At 71.5% G+C, this 20440-nt stretch carries 16 protein-coding genes; 4 read left to right on the top strand and 12 right to left on the bottom strand.

Annotated features, from left to right (window positions below; translation table 11 throughout):
• Window positions 1-42: 42 nt before the first annotated feature.
• The 9 genes from K0V08_RS06415 to K0V08_RS06375 form a co-directional block, all read right to left on the bottom strand.
• Window positions 43-2208 (bottom strand): S9 family peptidase, encoded by a 2166-nt coding sequence (locus K0V08_RS06415; RefSeq protein WP_079534551.1) that lies wholly within the window; start codon window positions 2206-2208, stop codon window positions 43-45.
• 798 nt (window positions 2209-3006) lie between these two features.
• On the bottom strand, window positions 3007-4476 hold the full coding sequence (locus K0V08_RS06410; RefSeq protein WP_079534555.1) for a maltokinase N-terminal cap-like domain-containing protein: 1470 nt from the start codon (window positions 4474-4476) through the stop codon (window positions 3007-3009).
• Window positions 4477-4479: 3 nt separating this feature from the next.
• Window positions 4480-4749, bottom strand: coding sequence for a mycoredoxin (locus K0V08_RS06405; protein WP_012038801.1), 270 nt, complete (start codon window positions 4747-4749; stop codon window positions 4480-4482).
• Between the two features lie 114 nt (window positions 4750-4863).
• A complete protein-coding gene (locus tag K0V08_RS06400; protein WP_079534557.1) occupies window positions 4864-6150 on the bottom strand; it encodes a D-arabinono-1,4-lactone oxidase in 1287 nt (428 codons plus the stop codon).
• A gap of 110 nt (window positions 6151-6260) precedes the next feature.
• Window positions 6261-9314: a glycoside hydrolase family 2 TIM barrel-domain containing protein gene (locus K0V08_RS06395; RefSeq protein ID WP_079534558.1), complete on the bottom strand. Its 3054-nt coding sequence runs from the start codon at window positions 9312-9314 to the stop codon at window positions 6261-6263.
• Window positions 9315-9497: 183 nt separating this feature from the next.
• A complete protein-coding gene (locus K0V08_RS06390) occupies window positions 9498-10466 on the bottom strand; it encodes a carbohydrate ABC transporter permease (protein WP_012038798.1) in 969 nt (322 codons plus the stop codon).
• Entirely contained in the window at window positions 10463-11479 is a 1017-nt protein-coding gene (locus tag K0V08_RS06385) for a carbohydrate ABC transporter permease (protein WP_012038797.1), read from the bottom strand. Before K0V08_RS06385 ends, K0V08_RS06390 begins: the two co-directional genes overlap by 4 nt.
• Window positions 11476-12828, bottom strand: a complete 1353-nt coding sequence (locus K0V08_RS06380) for an ABC transporter substrate-binding protein (RefSeq protein WP_012038796.1) — start codon at window positions 12826-12828, stop codon at window positions 11476-11478. The genes K0V08_RS06385 and K0V08_RS06380 overlap by 4 nt, the downstream gene beginning before the upstream one ends.
• 121 nt (window positions 12829-12949) lie before the next feature.
• On the bottom strand, window positions 12950-13210 hold the full coding sequence (locus K0V08_RS06375; RefSeq protein ID WP_012038795.1) for a zinc-ribbon domain-containing protein: 261 nt from the start codon (window positions 13208-13210) through the stop codon (window positions 12950-12952).
• A gap of 181 nt (window positions 13211-13391) precedes the next feature.
• On the opposite strand from K0V08_RS06375, the gene K0V08_RS06370 reads away from it, so the two are divergent.
• The gene (locus tag K0V08_RS06370; protein WP_079534560.1) at window positions 13392-13880 is read left to right on the top strand and encodes an NfeD family protein; all 489 of its coding nucleotides are present in this window, start codon (window positions 13392-13394) and stop codon (window positions 13878-13880) included.
• Window positions 13881-13911: 31 nt separating this feature from the next.
• Entirely contained in the window at window positions 13912-15372 is a 1461-nt protein-coding gene (locus tag K0V08_RS06365) for an SPFH domain-containing protein (protein ID WP_012038793.1), read from the top strand.
• Between the two features lie 81 nt (window positions 15373-15453).
• Here the strand turns inward: K0V08_RS06365 and K0V08_RS06360 are convergent, their stop codons facing one another.
• A complete protein-coding gene (locus tag K0V08_RS06360) occupies window positions 15454-16335 on the bottom strand; it encodes a Rieske (2Fe-2S) protein (protein WP_079534562.1) in 882 nt (293 codons plus the stop codon).
• A gap of 374 nt (window positions 16336-16709) precedes the next feature.
• Here K0V08_RS06360 and K0V08_RS06355 point away from each other — a divergent pair, with 374 nt between their 5' ends.
• Window positions 16710-17390, top strand: coding sequence for a hypothetical protein (locus K0V08_RS06355; RefSeq protein ID WP_043560911.1), 681 nt, complete (start codon window positions 16710-16712; stop codon window positions 17388-17390).
• 391 nt (window positions 17391-17781) lie between these two features.
• Window positions 17782-18465, top strand: a complete 684-nt coding sequence (locus K0V08_RS06350) for a hypothetical protein (RefSeq protein ID WP_079534564.1) — start codon at window positions 17782-17784, stop codon at window positions 18463-18465.
• Between the two features lie 189 nt (window positions 18466-18654).
• On the opposite strand, the gene K0V08_RS06345 is transcribed toward K0V08_RS06350, so the two are convergent.
• Window positions 18655-19386, bottom strand: a complete 732-nt coding sequence (locus K0V08_RS06345; protein ID WP_094182705.1) for a hypothetical protein — start codon at window positions 19384-19386, stop codon at window positions 18655-18657.
• 128 nt (window positions 19387-19514) lie between these two features.
• Window positions 19515-20411, bottom strand: coding sequence for a glucose 1-dehydrogenase (locus tag K0V08_RS06340; RefSeq protein WP_079534568.1), 897 nt, complete (start codon window positions 20409-20411; stop codon window positions 19515-19517).
• Between the last annotated feature and the right edge of the window lie 29 nt (window positions 20412-20440).

Raw genomic sequence — 20440 nt, 5'->3', positions numbered from 1 at the left:
CGCACCTGCCAGGACATCCGGCGGCGGTGCCGCGACGGCGAGCTAGGCGAGCCCCGCCACGTCGAGCACCCACGCGTAGTCGGAGGCGCGCTCGCGCCATGCGTCGTAGCGGCCCGACTTGCCGCCGTGGCCGGCCTGCATCTCGGTGCGCAGCAGCACGGGCGCGCCGACCTCGCGGAGGCGGGCCGTCCACTTGGCGGGCTCGACGTAGAGCACGCGCGTGTCGTTGAGGCTCGTGACCGCGAGGATCCGCGGGTACTGCACGCCCTCGCGCACGTTCTCGTACGGCGTGTACGACTTCATGTACGCGTACACCTCGGGGTCGTGCAGCGGGTCGCCCCACTCGTCCCACTCGATCACGGTGAGCGGCAGCGACGGGTCGAGGATGCTCGTGAGCGCGTCCACGAAGGGCACGCCCGCGAGGATCCCGGCGAAGCGGTCCGGCGCGATGTTCGCGACCGCGCCCATCAGCAGCCCGCCGGCGCTGCGGCCCTCGGCGACGAGCTTCTCCGGGCTCGTCCACCCCCGCGCGATGAGGTGGTCGGCGGCCGCGACGAAGTCGGTGAAGGTGTTCCTCTTCGTGAGCGTCTTGCCCTCGTCGTACCAGCGCCGGCCCATCTCGCCGCCGCCGCGCACGTGCGCGATGACGAAGGCCATACCCCGGTCGAGCAGCGACAGCCTGGCGATGGAGAACGACGGGTCGATGCTCGCCTCGTACGAGCCGTAGCCGTACAGCAGCAGCGGCGCGGGCGTGCCCGGGTGCACGAGGCCGCGCTTGTAGACCACGGACAGCGGGATCTCCGTGCCGTCCTCCGCGGTGGCCCACTCGCGGGTCTGCACGTAGTCGTCGGGGTCGTAGCCGCCGCGCACGGGCTGCTGCTTGAGGAGGCGGAGCTCGCGCGTCGCGAGCACGTAGTCGTAGGTCGTGGCCGGGGTCGCGAGGCTCGTGTAGCCGAGGCGGACGGTGGGCTGCGCGAACTCGGGGTTGCCGGCGGCGCCGACCGTGTAGATCGGCTCGTCGAACGCGATCTCGTGCAGCTGCTCGCCGTCGAGCACGCGGTCGAAGGGGATCACGCCGACGCGGGTGAGGCCCTCGCGGCGGTAGGAGATCACGAGGTGGTCGGCGAACGCGCTGGCGTCCTCGAGGCGCACCTCGTCGTCGTGGGGGATGACGACCTGGCGGTCGGTCGTGGAGGTCGGGTCGTCGGCCGGCACGTCGATCAGCTCGAAGTTCGTGGCGCCGTCGTTGTGCAGGATGAGGAGCCGGTCGCTGCCGTCGATGACCGCGTGGTCGACGTCGTACTCGACGCCGTGCCGGCGCGGCCACACCGACCGGAACGTGCCCGTGGGATCCCCGGCGTCGAGCAGCAGCACCTCGGTCGTGATCTTCGAGCCGACGTAGATGGTGAGGTACTGGCGGCTGCGCGTCATGCCGAAGCCGACGAAGTAGCTCTCGTCGGGCTCGGTGAACACCTTGACGTCCTGCGACGCCGGGCTGCCGACGCGGTGGCGCCACACGGTGTCGGGGCGCCAGGCGTCGTCGACCGTGACGTAGAAGAGGTGGTCGCCGTGCGCCGAGAACGTGGCGCCGTGGCTGGTGCCGGGGATCTCGTCGGCGAGGTCCTCGCCCGTCGCGAGGTCGCGGATCTTGAGAGTGAACCGCTCGTCGCCCTCGGTGTCGGTGGAGTACGCGAGGAGCGATCCGTCGGGGCTGACCTCGAACGCGCCGAGCGAGAAGAACGCGTGGCCGTCGGCCTCGGCGTTGGAGTCGAGCAGGATCTGCTCGCCCTCGATCGCCGCGCCGTCGGCCGCGGGCTCGATGGCGGGCGGCGTCCAGTCGTCGGGGCCGGCCACGGGACGGCGGCAGCGGATCGCGTACTGCGACCCTTCGACCGTGCGGGCGTAGTACCACCAGTCGCCCTCGCGGACGGGCACCGAGAGGTCGGTCTCCTGCGTGCGGTCCTTGATCTCCGTGAAGATCCGCTCGCGCAGCGGCTCCAGGTGGGCCGTCTGACCCTCCGTGTACGCGTTCTCGGCCTCGAGGTGCGCGATGACCCGCGCGTCGTCCTTGTCGCGCAGCCACTCGTAGCGGTCCACGAACGTGTCGCCGTGGAACGTGCGCTCGAGGGGCCGCTGCTCCGCGACGGGAGGTGTGCAGGGGGAGTCGGATGCGGGGGAGGAGACGGCCGGGACGGCGGGGTCGGTCATCCCGCCAGCCTACCGACGGGGGCATGCGCACCTTCGATGCGTTCCGAAGGTGCGCATGCCCCCTGTCCTGCCCTCTGCTGCCGTCCGAGGCTCGTGCGCGCTTCAGTCCTCCGGTCGTGGACGTCGCCGTCGGATTGCGACGACCACGGCACCCACGACGATGAGCGCGCCACCGAGCACACCCCACCAGCTGCCTGCCCCATCAGTCGCTCCGTACGGGATCGACAAGAAGATCAATCCGATGCCCACGAGGGCGAGGAGGATCTGTCCGAACATCTGCCCCTTCCCCTCAGTGCCTGAATCTCGACGTCGCGTTCCAGAAATCACTGCACACCCCCTCGAGTGCTTCTCCTCCGTTGAACGCCGACCCGAGGACAGCGAGCCAGTTCCCCGTCATCACGCCGCCGGCACCGGCGAATCCGGTTCCCGCGAGCCGCAGGTAGCAGCGCCGTTGAAGGGCCTGCTCGTGCAACGTCAGGCGAGGGCCGTAGGTGGTGTGCACAGGGCGGCCGTGATCCATGTAGCAACCCACGGACGACGAGCAGTAGGTGGTCGGCTGCTCTCCCCACTGGTAGAGGGCCTCGGCCTATGCGGGGGCCGCAAGGCCGAGCGTGAGCAGGCCGACGGCGCTGATGCTCAGGATGACGCGTCTTGCACGTATGACTACCTCTTCTCGGCGATCACGGATCGCCGTTCACTGCAGCCTCATTGCCGCGGGTGAAAGATAAAAGGCATTTCGGTGTTGGCGTCGGAGAAGTGCACAGACCCTGCGCAGCACGCGCCCTGCGTCCCGGAGGATCAGGAGGTGATCGGCCCGGCCTCGCGCGGCCCGGTCGCGCCCGGCGTCGTCACCGCGCCGAGCGTGCTCGAGCGGGTGGCGAGGCGCGCGACGGCCTGCAGCGGGATCGACAGCCAGCCGGGCCGGTTGCGGACCTCGTAGATCGCCTCGTAGACGGCCTTGTCGATCTCGAACGCGTCGAGCAGGGCCCGGTTGGCGCGGAGGTCGGTGCCCGAGCGGGCGATGTAGCCGTCGACGAACGCGCGGCGGGCCGCGGACGCCCACGCGGCGGCCGACTTGCCGGGGTGCGCGAGCGCGTAGGAGCCGGCGACGTAGTCGAACGAGCGGAGCATGCCCGCGACGTCGCGCAGCGTGACGTCGGGGAGCGAGCGCTCGTGCATCGGCCGCAGCGGCTCGCCCTCGAAGTCGAGGAGGACCCAGCCGCGGTTCGGCACCGAGAGCACCTGGCCGAGGTGGTAGTCGCCGTGGATGCGCTGCAGCTTCGGCCACTCGCCCTTCTCGGCGGCGTCGTACACGCTCGCGATGGCGTCGTGGAAGGCGGCGATCTCGGGGACCTCGCGCTCGGCCGTCGCGTGGCGGCGGCGGAAGCTGACCATGATCCCCTCGATCACGTCGGGCGTGGCCTCGACGGTGGGGAGCGCGGCGGCGAGCGTGGCGTGGACGTCTGCGGTCGCCTCGCCGAGCGCGCGTGCCTCGGCCTGGAAGTCGGCATCGGCCTCGGCGGCGCGGAGCGCGACGCGCCAGGCGTCGGTCACGCCGGGCAGGAACTCCTGCGCGAAGGCGACGTGCCCGATGGCGCGCCCCTCCTCGCGGCCGGAGTCGCTCCACTCGGCGAGCACGCTGCCCATGGTCTGCGGCACGAGACGGGATCCGGCGCCCGCGATGGCGGACTGGAGCACGACGTCAGGGTTCTCGCCGTGGTGCAGCGCGCGGAACACCTTGACGATCATCGGGTTCACGGCGTGGCCGTCGGCCGAGACCATGTCGTAGATGATCGACGTGTTCGACTGCTCGCCCGAGAGCACGTGGGATCCGACGACGGTCGCGATCTCCACGCCCGGCTGCCGCTGCCCGCGCGCGGTCGCGCCGAGCGACGTCTCGTCGGCGTCGGCGTCGCGGTCGTCGAGGATCGTGCGGATGAGCGCCCACGCGTACGCGGGGTCGTGGGGGCCGTCGTAGACGTGCAGCTCGACGCCGTCGTCCTCGACGGTGGTGCCGATGTGGAAGGGCTTCAGCTCCTCCAGCGGCGCCTGCCGGTAGGTGAGGGGCACCTGGTACAGCACGGGCTTGGCGCTGCCGTGGTCGATGATCAGGTGCGTCTCGATGCGGGCGAACCAGCCCTCGTCGCTGAAGCTCCAGCCGCCGATGCGCTCGAGGCGCGGCTCGGTGCCCTTCGAGGCGAACCAGCGCTGCTCGCGCATCCACGCGGCGAGGAAGTCGGGGATGACGCTGAGGTCGTGGTGCTGCATGGCTCAGGCCACCTTCGCGGTCACGTCGGCGAGCGACGGGTTGGTGGCGGACGAGCCGTCGGGGAACAGCACGGTCGGGACGGTCTGGTTGCCGCCGTTGATGGCCTCCACGAGCTCCGCGGTGCCGGGCACCTGCTCGATGTCCACCTCGTCGTAGCCGATGCCCGCGCGATCGAGCTGGGCCTTCAGACGGCGGCAGTAGCCGCACCAGGTGGTGGAGAACATCGTGATCCGCCCGGGGGCAGGTACGTAGGAGGAGGTCTCGGGCGCCATGGTGCTCACCCTACGCGCCGTGCCCGCCGCCGACCCGGGATCCGCGGCGCGCTGATGCCGTCATCGGCGCGTCGCGGATCCTCGGGTGCGGTCCCGGTCAGGGGCGGATGCGGATCAGCCGCGGAGCGAGCGCTCGAACCACGCGTTGCGGAACTTCCCCGTCGGATCGAGGCGCTCGGCGAGGGCCAGGAAGTCGCCGGATCGCGGGTACAGCGGGGCGATGTCGGCCGCCTCGGCGGTGAAGACCTTGCCCCAGTGCGGGCGCGCGCCGAAGGGCCGGATGACCGCCTCGAGCTCGACGAGCACGGCCTCGACGGCCGCCTGGTCGCGCTTCCACGTGAAGTGCAGGCCGATGGTCGTCTGCCCGAATTGGGGGCTCAGCCAGAGGCGGTCCTCGGCGACGGCGCGCAGCTCGCACACGAGGAGGATCGGGCGGATCCGGTCGCCCATGTCACGGAGCGCCCGCACGGCCTCGACGGCCCGGTCGAGCGGCACGTGGAACTCCGACTGGATCTCCTCGCCGTCGCTCGGCGTGAAGCCCATCTTGAAGTGCGAGAGGCGGTCGGACCAGAGGCCCACGACGCCGAGCTGCGAGGTGCTGTTCACCGGGTCGATGCCGAGGATCGGGTGGCGCTCCTCGGTGGCGGCGGGCGCCCCGAAGTAGTCGGCCACGACGACCTCGTCCTCGGGCTGGCCGTCCACGTCGAGCTGGACGCGGCTCTTCAGCCACACCTGGTCGGTGGCCTCGCCGAAGCGCGTGAAGACGCTGACGCTGTACGCGCCGCCGAAGACGTCCTCGAGGTTCTCGTCGAACGCGTCCCACGACAGGCCCTCGAACACGCGCTGGCGAACGAGGTAGGCGGGCTCGACGTCGAGGGTGACGCGCGTGACGACGCCGAGCGCGCCGAGGCCCACCACGACGCCGTCGAAGTCGTCGTCCCCGCGGCGGTACGTGACCGTCTCGCCGTCGGCCGTGATCAGCTCGAGCGCCGCGACCGCGGTTCCGAGGTTGCCGTTGCCGATGCCGGATCCGTGGGTCGCCGTCGCGATGGCGCCGCCGACGGAGATGTGCGGCAGAGACGCGAGGTTGTGGATCGCGAGGCCCTCCTCGCCGAGGAGCTCGGCGAGCTTGCCGTAGGCGAGGCCGGCGGAGAACGTGGCCGTGCTGGCGTCGCGGTCGATCACGAGGTCGGCCGGCAGCTCGGCGAGCGAGACCAGCACGTCGGAGTCGGCGATGTCGTTGAACGAGTGGCGGGATCCCAGCACGCGGATCGTCGTCGCGTCGCGGACGATGGCCCGCAGCTCCTCGACGTTCGTCGGCGAATGGACCTCGCGGGCCCGGTACGCGTAGTTGCCGGCCCAGTTGGTGCCCGCGGTGCCCTGCTCGATGGTGTCGGTCATGCGTCCTCCTCGCGCCCGCCATCGGACGCCGTCGTCTCCAGCTTGCTCGCCCTCCCGGGGGAAGGACGCGCGCCGGGCCGCCCGGATGGGCGGCCCGGACCCGTTCCGCGTCAGCGGCTGCGGATGGTGAGCTCCAGCGTGCGCGCCGACGGCCACAGCTGGTGCTCGGGCAGCACGTCGAGGCCGCACGCGCGCGAGCCGAGCCCGTGCTGCGCGGCGTCGATGTAGAGGTGCACCGCCTCGCTGGCGGGCAGCTCGTGCGGGTGCGCGGCGCGGTCGAGCTCCTGCGGCGTGTGGCGCGAGGCCGTGAAACCGGGGCGGCGGCCCGCGGTGTCGGGCCGGGCCTGGATCACGATGCCGTCCTCGCCGTCGAACGTGCCGAGCTCGAGCTCGCGCAGGTCGCTGCGGTGGCCGGTCTCCTGGGGCATCGAGTAGACGGCGCCCAGGTCGTCGACGAGCGACGAGAACCGGCCGACGAGCGCCGCGCGGCGAGAGTCGGGGTACGACTCGAAGGGCCCGGTGCCGAACCACTCCGCGTTGGTGACGCTCGCGGGCAGGTCGAAGCGGATCCCGACGCGCGGCCAGGTGATGGCCCAGCCGGCGCTCGGCACGATGTCGACGCGGAGGTCCAGGTCGCCGTCGGCGCCCTCGGTCCAGCAGTACGTCGTGTCGACCGAGTCGAAGGACTGCGCCGCGCTCGTGCGCACGACGACCGTGAGCGAGCCGGAGCCGACCTTCACCGAGCGGACCCGGTGCGTCAGCCGGTCGAGGCCCGCGCCGCGCCAGCGTGCCTCGCTCGACGGGCCGGGGACGCCCTTGCCGAAGGTGAGACGCGGATCCGCCAGCTCGTAGGAGCCGCTGCTGTCGCTGCGGTCGTTGTCGGTGGGCGCGCGCCACAGCTCCAGCCGCGGTCCGTCGACCTCGAGCGAGCCGAGTCGCACGAGGCGGCCGGTGGCGAGGTCGAACTCGCCGTCGCCGAGGGTGAGGCGCGTGGCGGCGGACGCGGGGTACGTCTCCTCGTCGGCGTCGACCCAGCGCGCGGGCACGGCGGGTCGCGGCGCCGGCGTGAGGTCGAACTGCTGCACGGCGACCACGTGGCCGGCCTCGGCCCACGGCTCGTCGTCGCGGAGGATCGCCTGCACGGTCAGCCACACCTCGGAGCCGTCGCCGGCCAGCTCGCCCGCGTCGAGCGCGTCGGCGGGCAGCGGGATCCGCGCGGTGTCGCCGGCCGGGACGGCCTCGGCGTCCAGGACCCCGGTCGCCACGTCGTCGCCGTCGACCGCGAGCACCCAGACGAGGCTCGTGAGCGCGGTGGAGACGGAGTGGTAGCGGTTCTCGACCACGAGGGACGCGGATCCGCCGTCGCGCTCGAGCCCGAACGCGATGGGCTGCACGACGGCCTTGTACTCGGCGAGGCCGGGCGTGGGGGTGTCGTCGGGCAGGACCATGCCGTCCATCACGAAGTTGCCGTCGTGCACGACCTCGCCGAAGTCGCCGCCGTAGGCGTAGAACGCCTCGCCGCCAGCGGTCTCGGTGAGGATGCCGTGGTCGCGCCACTCCCACACGAAGCCGCCGTGGAGGCGCGGGTAGCGGAGCACGAGGTCCTCGTACTCGCCGATCTGGCCGGGGCCGTTGCCCATCGCGTGCACGTACTCGCAGAGGATGAAGGGCTTGGTGCGCTGGCGCATGCCCTCGCCGGGCGTGCAGCCGAGCAGGTCGCCCGGGATCACGTCGCTGCCGATGGACTCCGTCTCCTGCAGGTTCGAGTACATGCGCGAGTAGACGTCCGTGTACTCGCCCGTGTAGTCGCCCTCGTAGTGCACGGGGCGGCCCGGGTCGCGGCGGTGGACCCACGCCGACATCGCGGCGAGGTTGCGCCCCGTGCCCGACTCGTTGCCGAGCGACCACATGACGATCGAGGGGTGGTTCTTGTCCCGCTCGATCGTGCGCTCGATCCGGTCGAGGTAGTGGTCGGCGAAGCGCGGATCGTCGCTCGGGTTGCCGACCCAGCCGCCGAACTCGAAGCCGTGGGTCTCGAGGTCGCACTCGTCGATGACCCAGAAGCCGAGCTCGTCGGCGAGGTCGAGCACGCGGGGGTGCGGCGGGTAGTGGCTGGTGCGGATCGCGTTGACGTTGTGCTGCTTCATCAGCAGCATGTCGGCGCGCGCGTGCTCCTCGTCGAAGACGCGGCCGCGCTCGGGGTGGGCCTCGTGCCGGTTGACGCCGTGGAAGACCACGCGGCGGCCGTTGACGAGGAACCGGTCGCCCTCGATGCGCACGGTGCGGAAGCCGAGGCGGATGGAGAGCGCCTCGACGTTGGTGCGGAGGAAGCCCTGGTACTGCGTGGGGCTCTCGGCGCTCCACGGCTCGACGCGCTCGACGTGCACGGGCGCGACGTCGGCCGGGGTGTCCCACGTGACGTGGATCCCGAGGCCATCGACCTCGAACGTGACGGGGAACGCGGTCGGCTCGGCGTCGACCTCGACGTGCACCGTGCCCGCGCCCGTCTCGTGGTCGTACTCGGCGCGGGTCCACGCGTCGTCGATGCCGCCCTCGGGACGGCCGAGGAGGGTGACGTCACGGAAGATGCCGGGCATCCACCACTGGTCCTGGTCCTCGAGGTAGCTGGCGATCGACCACTGGTGCACGCGCACGGCGAGCACGTTGGATCCGGGGCGGAGCGACGCGGTGACGTCGAACTCGTGCGAGAGGCGGGATCCCATCGCGGTGCCGACCTCCTCGCCGTTCAGCCACACCTTGAACGCCGACTCGACGCCCTCGAACCGGAGCACGACGCGCTCGAGCGACTGCCAGTCCGTGGGCACGTCGACCTCGACGCGGTAGTCGCCCGTGGGGTTCTCGTCCGGCACGAAGGGCGGCTCGACGGGGAACGGGTACTGCACGTTCGTGTAGGCGGGGAGGCCGAAGCGGCCGTCCTGGCCGAGCACCCAGTGGCTCGGCACGGGGATCTCGTCCCAGCCGGAGTCGTCGAACGCGGGGTCGGCCATCTCGTCGGAGAGGCCGCGCGGGGTGGGGGAGAGGCGGAACCGCCAGTCGCCGTTCAGCACGATGCGCGGGGCATCCGAGTGCAGGCAGGAACGGGGGCGGCGGGCGGCGCCCGTCGTGGGGGCGAAGTCCTCGAAGTAGGGGAGGGCGTGCGTCATGGGCTTCCTTGCGCGTGGGCGGGTGCGGCGACGTGCCGCGCATCCATCATCGTGGGTCCGGGGGCGACGCGCCGAATGCGCCGACAGCCGGGCAGGTCGCCCCGCCCGGCCGTCCGCGATCGATCGCGTCAGGCGATCAGCCCTTCACGGCCGTCCGCCGTGTCGGGTGCGGTCCGTCCCGCATCAGCCCTTCACGGCGCCGTCCGTCAGACCGCCCCGCCAGAACCGCTGCAGCACGATCATCGCCGCGATGAGCGGGATGATCGAGACGAGCACGCCGCCGGTGGTCAGCTGGTAGAACTCCGGCAGCCGGTCGACCTGGCTCCGCCAGTTGTTGAGGCCGAGCGTGATCGGGTACAGCTTCGTGTCGGCCAGCATGATCAGCGGCAGGAAGTAGTTGTTCCAGATGCCGACGAGCTGGAACAGGAACACCGTCACGAGCGCCGGCGTCATCGAGCGGAGCGCGAGCGTGTGGAAGATCCGCAGCTCGCTCGCCCCGTCGATCCGGCCGGACTCGATCACCGCGTCCTCCACCGACGCCTGCGCGTAGATCCGGCAGAGGAACAGGCCGAACGGCGAGACGAGCGACGGGATCAGCACCGACCAGTACGTGTTCGCGATCCCCATGCTGCTGAACAGCAGGAACAGCGGCAGCGCGGTCGCCGTGCCCGGCACGAGCACCCCGCCGAGGATGGTGCCGAACACGAGGTTCGACCCCCGGAACTTGTACTTGGCGAGCGCGTACCCGCCTGCAGCGGCGAAGTACGTCGCGACGAGCGCGCCCACCCCGGCGTAGAGCACCGAGTTCAGGAACCAGCGCACGAAGATGCCGTCGTCGTACGTGAACACCATCGTCAGGTTCTGCCAGAGGTTCATGTTCGCGAACAGGAACCCGTTGGTGCTGAACAGGTCGGCCGTCGTCTTCGTGGCGGCGACCACGATGTAGTAGACGGGGACGAGGAAGTACAGCGCGACGAGCGTGAGGATCGCCGTGACGATGATCCGCGTGGCGGGCTTGGTGCCCGCGCCCGGGGCGCTACCGTTCTTCGACGGACGGCTCACCTTCGATTCGGCGGCCTGCGCGAGGCGCTTCTGCTCCGCCTTCTCCGCGGCCGTCTCGGTGGTGGTCGGTCGTGCCTCCGTGGCGGTCATGCGCGCGCCCCCTTCTTCCTCGCTGCGGCGGCTTCCCGCTCCTCCTTGGGCTTCCTGTTGGTGAACGCGAGGAAGACGAACGACAGCACGAACGCGGCGAGGGCGATGATGACCGCCTGGGCCGCGGCGACGCCGTAGTCGTTGTACGCGAACGCCGTGGTGTAGGCCGACAGGTTCGGCGTGTACTGCGAGTCGATCGCGGGGGCGGAGGTGGCGAGCACCTGCGGCTCCGCGAACAGCTGCAGCGTCCCGATGATCGAGAACACGGTCGCGAGCACGAGCGCCGGCCGGATGAGCGGCAGCTGGATCGACATCGCCGTGCGCCACGCGCCCGCCCCGTCGATGCGCGCGGCCTCGTACACGTCCCCGGGGATCGACTTCAGCTGGGCGATGATGATGAGCATGTTGTAGCCCGTGTAGGTCCAGGTCACGATGTTCGCGATGGACCAGAGCACGGTGCCCGCGCCGAGGAAGTCGAGCTGGATCCCGAACATCTGGGCGATGTCGATGATGGGCGACAGCCCCGGGATGTAGAGGAAGCCCCAGAGGATCGTCGCGATGACGCCCGGCACGCCGTACGGCATGAAGTACGCCGCCCGGAAGAACTGGGGCCACTTCGCCGACGCCGACTCGAGCAGCAGCGCGAGGATCGTGCAGAGGATGATCATCACCGGCACCTGCACGATGCCGAACAGCAGCACCCGGCCGATGGACGCCGTGAACGCGTCGTTCGCGAGCGCGAGCGCGTAGTTCTCGAACCCGGCGAAGACGGTGGTGACGCCCTGCTCGCCGAACAGGCCCTCCCGTCGCACGGTCGTGAACGACTGGAACACCGCGTAGATGATCGGGAGCACGAAGGTCAGCAGGAACACCGCGAGGAACGGCGCGAGCAGCACCCACGGCGCGATCGTCTGCGACTTCTTCAGCTGGCCCTTGCTGACGCCGGAGCGCTGTGCCCGGACGGGGCGGGTGCCGGCGCGCTCGCCGCTCGCCTGGCGCGTGTCGACGCTCATGCGGAGGCCGCCTCGACGCGCAGGCCCTTGTTCTGGAAGGCCTCGATCACGGCCTCCTGCGCGAGGGGGAGGGACTCGACGAGGGTCTGGCCGCTCGTCAGCTTGCGGCGGAACTCGTCCTGCAGCGTGTTCAGCGTGAACTGCGTGAGCGGGCACCAGGTCCAGTCGAGGTTCTGCTCCTTCGCCGCGGGCGCGAACACCTCCTCGTTGTAGCTCTGGCCGCTGAACCACTCACTCGGCTCCTGCCGGGCGGCGCCGATGTAGTCGGGCGACGGCGACCAGCCGATGCCGGAGTTCTTGATCATCGCGTCGATGCCCTCCGGGGAGGTCGTCATCCACGTCATGAACTTGAGCGCCTCGGCGGGGTGCTTGCTGTTGGCGAGCACGGCCGCGGTGGATCCGCCGAGGTAGCTGGATCCGTACGCCCCGTCGAAGGCCCACGTCTGCATGGGCGCGACCTTCCACTTGCCCTCGCCGCCGGAGACCGACTGGATGAGGGCGTCGCCCCAGCTGGCGCTGGTGACGCCGAAGACCTTGCCGTCCGCGGCGGCCGCGGTCCACGGCGGGGAGAAGGCCGAGTAGGAGGTGTTGACCACGTCGTCGTCGATGGCCTTGTCGAAGAACGCGGCGACCTCCATCGTGCGCTCGTCGAGCATGTCGACGACCCAGCGCTCGCCGTCGACCTTGAACCAATTCGCGCCGGCCTGCGTCGCGTAGGAGGTGAAGACGGATGCGTCGGCGACGGGGAAGCAGTCGAGGTAGTTGCCGGCACCGGTCTTCCGCACCTCGGCGCCGAGCGTCGCCCAGTCGTCCCAGGTCGCCGGCGGCTGGCCGCCCACCTGGTCGAGGAGCTCGCGCTGGTAGTAGAAGGCCATGGGGCCGGAGTCCTGCGGGATCCCGAACACGCCGTCCTGGAAGCTGACCTGCTTCCACAGCGCCTCGTCGTAGCTGTCCCTGTACTCCTCGACGCCGTAGCGGGTGAGGTCGACGAGCCCGTTGGCGAGGAGGAACTCGGGCAGCTGCCGGAGCTCGACCTGGCCGATGTCGGGGCCGCCGCCCGCCGTGATGGCGGAGTACATCTTCTGGTAGCCGCCCGCGTTGCCGCCGGGGATCCAGACCGCCTCGACCTGGATGTCGGGGTTCTGCGCGTTCCAGACGTCCGCGACCTTCTGCAGGTCCTTCAGCCACGCCCAGTACGTGAGCGTGACCTTCTCGCCGGCCTTGGCCGCGGGGATGACCGGATCGGAGTTGACCAGCCTCCCGCCCGGTGCCGAGCACGACGCGAGGGCGAGCGTCCCTGCGGCGGCGGCCCCCACCCCCAGTGCCTGTCTCCTGCTGATCGAATGCATCGTCGCATCGCTCCCGTCGTCGTTGATGGCAGATGGGCCGGAGCCCACGGCCACTCTAAGCGCGCGGCGAAACTTATTCCTAACCCCTGGTCGGGATTCCTGGGAGCGCCGCGGGAGCGGCTCAGCGGCGCGCGCCCCGGTTCCGCACGGCCCACTCGAGGGCGTGCATCGCCTGGTCCTTCGAGAGCCGGGTCTCGAGGCCGCAGCTCGGGCACTCGACGCGGTAGGTCGAGCGCAGCGGGATCAGCGGCACGAAGAAGACCGTGAAGCGGAGCGTCCGGTGGAGCACGCGCTGGGCGCTCGTCACGCCGCAGCGGAGGCACGCGAAGGTCACGATGACGATGAGGGCGTCGCGGGCGCGCGTGCCGAACAGGAGGATCACCTCCCGAGGCTACGCGCGCCGCGCGGAGCCTAGGCGGTGGGGCGGCCCCCGGACGAGGAGGCGACGCTGCGCGGATCACCGGGTACGTTCGAAGGACACACCCAGCAGATCGGCCCCGCATGACCCCGCACCACGTCGGCGCGCACGTCACCCCGGCGGCGGCCTGCCCGGGAGCCGCGGCGTGATCGTCTTCGTGGTCGTGGGGGCCGTCGGCCTCCTGCTCCTCCTCTGCAGCATCGTGCTCGGCGACCTGCTCGACGCGATCGGCGGCGGCGACGGACTCGTCTCCGGCGTCGCGCTCGGCGCGGCCCTCGCCATCTACGGCGTCGGCGGCGTGCTCGCCGACCAGGCGGGCATCGGATCCGGCGGCGCCATCGCGATCGCCGTGGCCCTCGCGCTCGTGGCCCTCGTCGTGGTGCAGCTCACCGTCCGCTTCGTCGCGAAGCAGGAGAGCGGCGGCTCGTACTCGCCCGTCGGCATGGTCGGCGTCGTGACCTCGCCCACATCGCCCGCGGGCGGCGAGGTGCGGCTCGAGCACATCCGCGAGCTGGAGCGCCGGCTCGCCATGAGCGACGCGCCCCTCGCCGTCGGCACCCGCATCCGCGTCGTCTCGGAGGACGGGTTCCGCGTGCGCGTCGAGCCCGCCGCCGATGCGGACCCCACCACCTAGCAGCACCCGTCCCAACGAGAGGAACCATCCCGTGGACCTGATATCCGGCGGCACGACAGCCATCGCCGTCATCGTCGTCATCGTCATACTCGTGGCGCTGGTGGCGTTCATCGCCTCCCGCGTCCGCCGCGTCCCGCCGAACCAGGCGCTCGTCATCGTCGGCCGCAACGCCGAGAAGAGCGAGGGCGGCGCCGGCTTCTCCAGCCCGCAGAAGGTCATCATCGGCGGCCGGACCTTCATCTGGCCGATCTTCCAGGAGGGCTTCACGCTCTCCCTGGAGCAGTACCAGACGAGCGTCACGGCCGAGGCGCGCGACGCGAACTTCATCAACACCGCCGTCGTCGCGACCGTCAACTTCAAGGTCACGGGCACCGAGGACGGCGTGCGCCGCGCCGTGCAGCGCTACCTCCTCCAGCAGGACGCCCTGCCGGAGATCGTGCGCCAGTCGCTCGAGGGCGCGATCCGCGGCCTCATCGGCGACCGCCCCGTCGACGAGCTCGTGAAGAGCTTCTCCGTCGTGGCGCAGGAGGCCGTGAACCAGACCAAGAACGACCTCGCGGAGCTGGGCCTCCAGATCGAGACGCTCAACGTCCGCGAGATCACGACGCCCGGCAGCTCCTACCTCGACGACCGGGCGCGCTCGAACGCCGCCCGCGCCCGCCAGGTCGCCGAGGTCGCTGAGGCCGAGAACAAGCGGATCTCCGCGCTCGCCGCGATCGAGAACGACCAGCAGACCGCCGAGCGCCAGCTCGAGCTCGACCTGCGTCGCGCGGCCATCAAGGCCGACACCGACCGCGCCAACGCCACCGCGTACGCGGCCGGCGAGCTGGCCAAGGCCGAGCAGGACCGCCTGGTCGCCGACCAGGAGCGCACGGCCGTGGCCGCGCAGGCGGAGGTCTCGAAGGAGCGCCTGCGCATCGACGTCGAGCTCCCCGCCGAGGCGCGCAAGTACGCGACCGTCCAGGACGCGCAGGCCGCCCGCGACGCCGAGAAGGCGAAGGTCGACGTGGAGGTCTACCAGCGCACGCAGAACGCCGAGGCGGCGAAGACCGCTGCCGTGAACGAGGCCGCGTCCATCACCGCGCTCGGGAAGGCGAACGCCGACGCGATCCAGGCCCGCGGCCAGGCGGAGGCCGAGGCGGCCGCCGCGCTCGCCGAGGCGCAGAACAAGCTGTCGCGCGAGGCGCTGCAGGCGCGCATCATCGCGTCGATGCCGGAGATCGCGCGCGAGATGGCGGCGCCGCTCGCCAACGTCGACAACATGACGATCATCTCGGCGGACGGCGCCAACGCGCTCAACCGCTCGGTGGCCGAGAACATGGCGACGCTGCCGAAGCTGCTCAAGGACACGACGGGCATCGACGTCGCGACGGCGCTGAGCTCCTTCCTCGGGTCGACCGCGGCGGGCACGTCGGCCGGCGGATCCGCGTCCGGCGCGACCGCCACGGACGTGGGCCCGAAGACGAGCGCGTCCGAGGGCGCCGGGATCTGATCCCGATGCCGTCCCCCGACTAGGTCGGACACGGAGAAGCCGGTGCCTTCCACGAGGAGGGCACCGGCTTCGTCCCGCGGCCTAACCCGCGTTCGGCAGCCGCACCTCCACGAGCCCGCCGGTGACGCGCGTCTCGAAGCGGGGCTGCGGCGCGGTCGCCGGTCCGTGGATCACGGCGCCCGTCGTCAGGCTGAACACGCTGTCGTGCCAGGGACAGGTGACGCACGCCTCGCCGGTCTTCGGGTCCGTGCCGAGCTCGCCCTCGTGGAGCGGGGCCGAGAGGTGGCTGCAGGTGTCGCTCAGCGCGTCCACGACCATGCCGTTCCGGCGCACGAGGAGCGGCAGGCCCGCGACGGCGCGCGTCGCGAGGCGGCCGTCGGGCAGCTCGTCGAGGTGGCCGAGCTCCTGCCAGCCCGCGGGGAAGCGGTGCGGCACGTCCTCGGCGTGGTTGGCGCCCGCCGCCTGCCGGTAGGCGAGGTGGCCGCCGAGGAACCCGCCCGCGGAGACGAGGCCGAGGCCCGCGAGCCCGAGCACCTTGCCGCTCGTGTGCCTGCCGCGGGCGCGCTGGATCCACGACAGCCCGTAGAGGCCCGTCGCGAGCGCGTTGGCGGCGGAGTGCACGATTCCGACGCGCATCTGCTGCTCGTGCAGCTGCGACCAGTCGGCGTAGCCGGAGGCGATCGACGGCGCGGCGCTCAGCACGCCGACGCCGACGAGCGCGCGGCTGGCCTTCTCGTTGCCGGGCAGGAGGTCGAGGACCGCCGAGGAGACCCACGCGCCGGTGGGGATCAGGACGGCGACCGGGTGCAGCGGATGCCCGAACGGCACGCCGTGCAGCAGGTCGGCCAGCGCCCGCGGCTTCAGCAGCGCGGTGACGACGCCCTTCACGCGGTCGACGATCGGATCCAGCGCCTTCGCGTCCTCGATCCTCACGACCGCCTCGACCAGCTTGAGCTCGCGCATGGTGCCTCCGTCCGGGGTGCGGCACCGACGCCGTCGACCTGATCCCAGGCAACGCCGGTCGGGGAGCGCTGACAAGGTCGTCGAGCGACGGATCGGATCCCTGCCCGTCCTCACGCACCCGAGCGCGCTGTCCGGGATCCCACGCAGGGGATCGCCGCGCATCTCATCGGGCCCTCGCATGGGGAATACCCGATGGTCGTCAGACGAGCGTCTGATGTTCGCTGTCGCGCATTCTCGCGACCGCTTCCGGAAATGCCGTCCGCCCTATCGTTGCCGCGAGGCGGGATGCCCCTTCCTCGACTAAGGAGGCACCACAGATGTCCGCACGTCCACGAGCCCGTCGGCTCCTTTCCCCGCGCCTGGCTTTCGCGGCCATGGCGATCACCGCGGTCGCAGCGCTCGGCATCTCCATCGCGGTGCCGCAGGGCTCGGCGTACGCCGCCACCTCGGCCGACAACGGTCCCCAGAACAAGATCGCGGCGGCCATCGCGCACGACACGCTGCTCCAGGACATCCAGAGCGGCGCGATCTCGCAGGCCGACATCCAGGCCGTGTCGAAGACCGGTCTCGATGTCCAGGGCCATCACATCGCGGCATTCACCGCGCCCACCGCCGCGGAGACCGCCGCCGCGCGCCAGGCGCCTCCCGTCTACACGGACGCTGCGCCCGGCGCGGCGGCCTCGCTCTCCGCCTCGGCCGTCGCGGGCGAGTCGACGACGACCGCCCCGCCCCTGAAGGCGGGCGAGGCCGGCGGGATCACCGAGAGCAAGCACTGGTACAGCCCCATCACGACCGCGTGGAAGTGGCTGCACACGGACCACTGGTACTACATCAACGGCACCTGGCTCGCGTGGATGGCCAACGTCTCGCTCGGCACGGCGGCAGCCAGCTTCTGCGGCGCCATCGCCCGGTCGCTGCCCACCATCGTCGGCTGCGGCATCGTGGCCACCCTCCTGTGGGCGGTCGCGGGAGTGGCGCACGACTGGCAGTGCGAGACGCGCGGCTGGTGGGTCGACCTGCCGTACATCGGCAAGTCGCACTGCAACCGGGACTAGCGGACGCTCGGGCGTCGACCGACGCCCGACCACGAGGCGGGCCGGAGGAAATTCCCTCCGGCCCGCCTCGTGCGTGCGGAATCGCATCCTCCGATATCCCCCGATTCCCTCATGCCGAATACCCGACGGCCACCAGGCGGCCGTCTGACGTTCTCGGATCCGGTATTCCATCTCTGGGCCGAAGACGTCGCCGGATGGCATTCCCGACCGCGACCCCGATTCATCGCGAAATCTCTCCTCCTGTTCTCCTGATGTATTCCCCGAATGCCTCTTGAATGGCTCCCGGACAGCGATCCTTGTCGCGGGGCGACATCCGCCTCACGGTCAGGAGGCGGTACTCGAAATGTCCATCAACCACAGCGCAGCACGATCGCTCTCACCTCGTAGGGCGATGTCGGCCCTGGTCCTCGTCGCCGTCGCGGCCCTCGGGATCGCCGTCTCGTCCCCCCAGGACGCCGCTCGCGCGGACACGCGTCAGGCGGTCGCCGCCTCCGCTGCCTCCGCGGCCATCTCGGCCCGCCTCACCGCGGCCTGGAAGGACGGGACGCTCCTGGACAAGATCCGCTCCGGGGAGCTGACCGAGGCCGACCTCGCTCCCGCGAAGGCGACCGGGCTGGACATCGCGGGACGCCACATCACCCTGACGCCCCCGACCGCTGCGGAGGCGGCGAAGGGCGCCGAGATCGCCGCCCACATGCAGAAGGAGTCGGGTGGCGCGGGCATGCTCGCGCGGCCGTCCGCCGCGACGTCCGACTCCGGGAAGGGCTCCGTGACCCTCGACCCCGGCACATCCGCCCCGTCGTCGGGGACCACGGGGGCTCCGAGCATCACCGAGAGCAAGCACTGGTGGAGCAACCACTGGTTCTACATCAACGGCACGTGGTTCAAGGTCCTCGTCGCCTCGAGCATCGGCGTCATCGCCTCGACGGTCTGCGCCTTCTTCGGACTGGCCGGCGCGCTCTGCGTCCCGCTCGCGGGGTTCATCGCGGGCGCCACGGAGTTCCTCAAGAACACGAACTGCGCGAGGTACGGCGTCCACATCGACATCCCGTACCTCTGGAGGACGTGGTGCTGAGGACGACCCGCAGCTGATCGGCGCTCTCGGGTCGCGCCGCGGGCCGGAGGGGGATCCTCCGGCCCACGGCGTCGGCCTGCGTCCACGTTCCCGGGCCCGGGCCCGGGCGTCGGGTCCTCCCGCTCCACGGGACGGACATCGTGACCCGCGGGGTCTCCGATGTCGCGCGGACGTCGCGGCGCACCCCGGTCAGGCGTCGGGATCCTGCGCCGCGTGCCGGGACGCGACCGGTCGGCCCGCGCGCGCGACGCGGTAGCCGGGGGAGCGGAGTCGCCGGGTCCAGGGGTAGGTCGTGTCGCCGGGCGGTGCCGCGAGCACGGGATCCGCGCGCGTAGCCGTGTCGAGGGGACCGTCGGCGTCGTGCGTCAGCTCGATCCGCGCAGCCACGTGCCAGAGGCCGCGCGGCCTCGCGTGCACCAGCCGCATGCGCGCGGATCGGGTCGCGAGCACGCGGCCGAGGTCGTCCGCGCCCGCGGGGAGCGGCGGATCCGCGTCCACCAGCACGCCGAGCAGCACCAGCCCGGCGGACCCTCGGTACGGCATCAGCGTCGTCAGCCGCGCCCCCGAGAGGGCCCGCCGCGGCGCGAGCAGGAACCGGTCGGTCGGCGAGACGCCGGTGGACGCGAGCAGCACGTCGACCGTGGTGCCGCCCTCCTCCGGGATCCGCAGCGCGAGCCCGAGCACGTCGGGGAGCGTCGCGGGGAGGCCACCGCCGCGCGAGAACCGGGCGTCGACGGCGAGCGTGCCGTCGAGCGCATCGAGCCAGGCGAGCCCCGATGCCGCGCGACCGGCGACGGGCGTCAGCGTCCCGGAGAGTGCGACACCGTGCGGATGCAGCGGTCGCGGCTGCCGGACGAGCCGGACGGCCGAGACCAGCCCCGCGAGGACGTTCCCGCCGATGCGGGCCAGGGTGCCGGACATCTCCCGACCCTATTCCGGTGAGCCGCGCGTGTCCGGCTCGAGATCGGCGAGCGGCACGCGACGACGCCCGAGCCGACCAGATGGTCGGCCCGGGCGTCAGGCGGTGCGGTGCGCCGGAGCGCTGCCCGCTACGGCGTCGGCATCCCGCCGTTGACGTTCAGCGTCTCGCCGACCACGTAGCTCGACTCGTTGGAGGCGAGGAACACGTAGGCGGGCGCGAGCTCGGCGGGCTGGCCGGCGCGGCCGAGGGGGGTGTCCTCGCCGAACTCGGGCAGCGCGTCCTCGGGCTGGCCGCCCGCGGTCTGCAGCGGCGTCCAGATCGGGCCGGGCGCGACGACGTTCACGCGGATGCCCTTGGGGGCCAGCTGCTGCGCCAGGCCCTTCGAGAACGCGTTGATCGAGGCCTTGGTCGTGGCGTAGTGCACGAGGATCGGCGACGGCGCGTAGGCCTGGATCGACGACGTGTTGATGATCGACGAGCCGGGCTTGAGGTGCGGGAGGGCGGCCTTCGTGATCCAGAACATCGCGTAGACGTTGGTCTTGAAGGTGACGTCGAACTCCTCGTCCGAGATGTCCTCGAGGGAGTCGAAGTTCTGCTGCTTGCCCGCGTTGTTCACGACGATGTCGAGGCCGCCGAGGCCCTCGACCGCCTTCGCGACGAGCTCGCGGCTGAACTCCGCCGTGGCGATGTCGCCGGGGATGGCGACGGCCTTCCGGCCCGCCTCCTCGATGAGGGCGACGACCTTCTTCGCGTCCTCCTCCTCCTCGGGGAGGTAGGAGAGCGCGACGTCCGCGCCCTCGCGGGCGTAGGCGATGGCGACGGCCGCGCCGATGCCGGAGTCGGCGCCGGTCACGAGGGCCTTGCGTCCCTCGAGGCGGTTCGATCCGCGGTAAGTCTTCTCGCCGCGGTCCGCGGTGTCGTCGAGCGCGGCGTCGAGGCCGGGCCCGTCCTGCTGCTGCGCGCTGGGCTGGATGTCCGCGTACATCTTCGTCGGGTCCTGGAACGTGTACTGGTCGGTGCTCATGTGTCTCCTGGTGCTGTGATCTGCGTGGG

Source organism: Clavibacter michiganensis (genome assembly GCF_021216655.1).
GTDB classification, from domain to species: domain Bacteria; phylum Actinomycetota; class Actinomycetes; order Actinomycetales; family Microbacteriaceae; genus Clavibacter; species Clavibacter michiganensis.
This window is presented reverse-complemented; position numbering and strand designations above follow the sequence as displayed.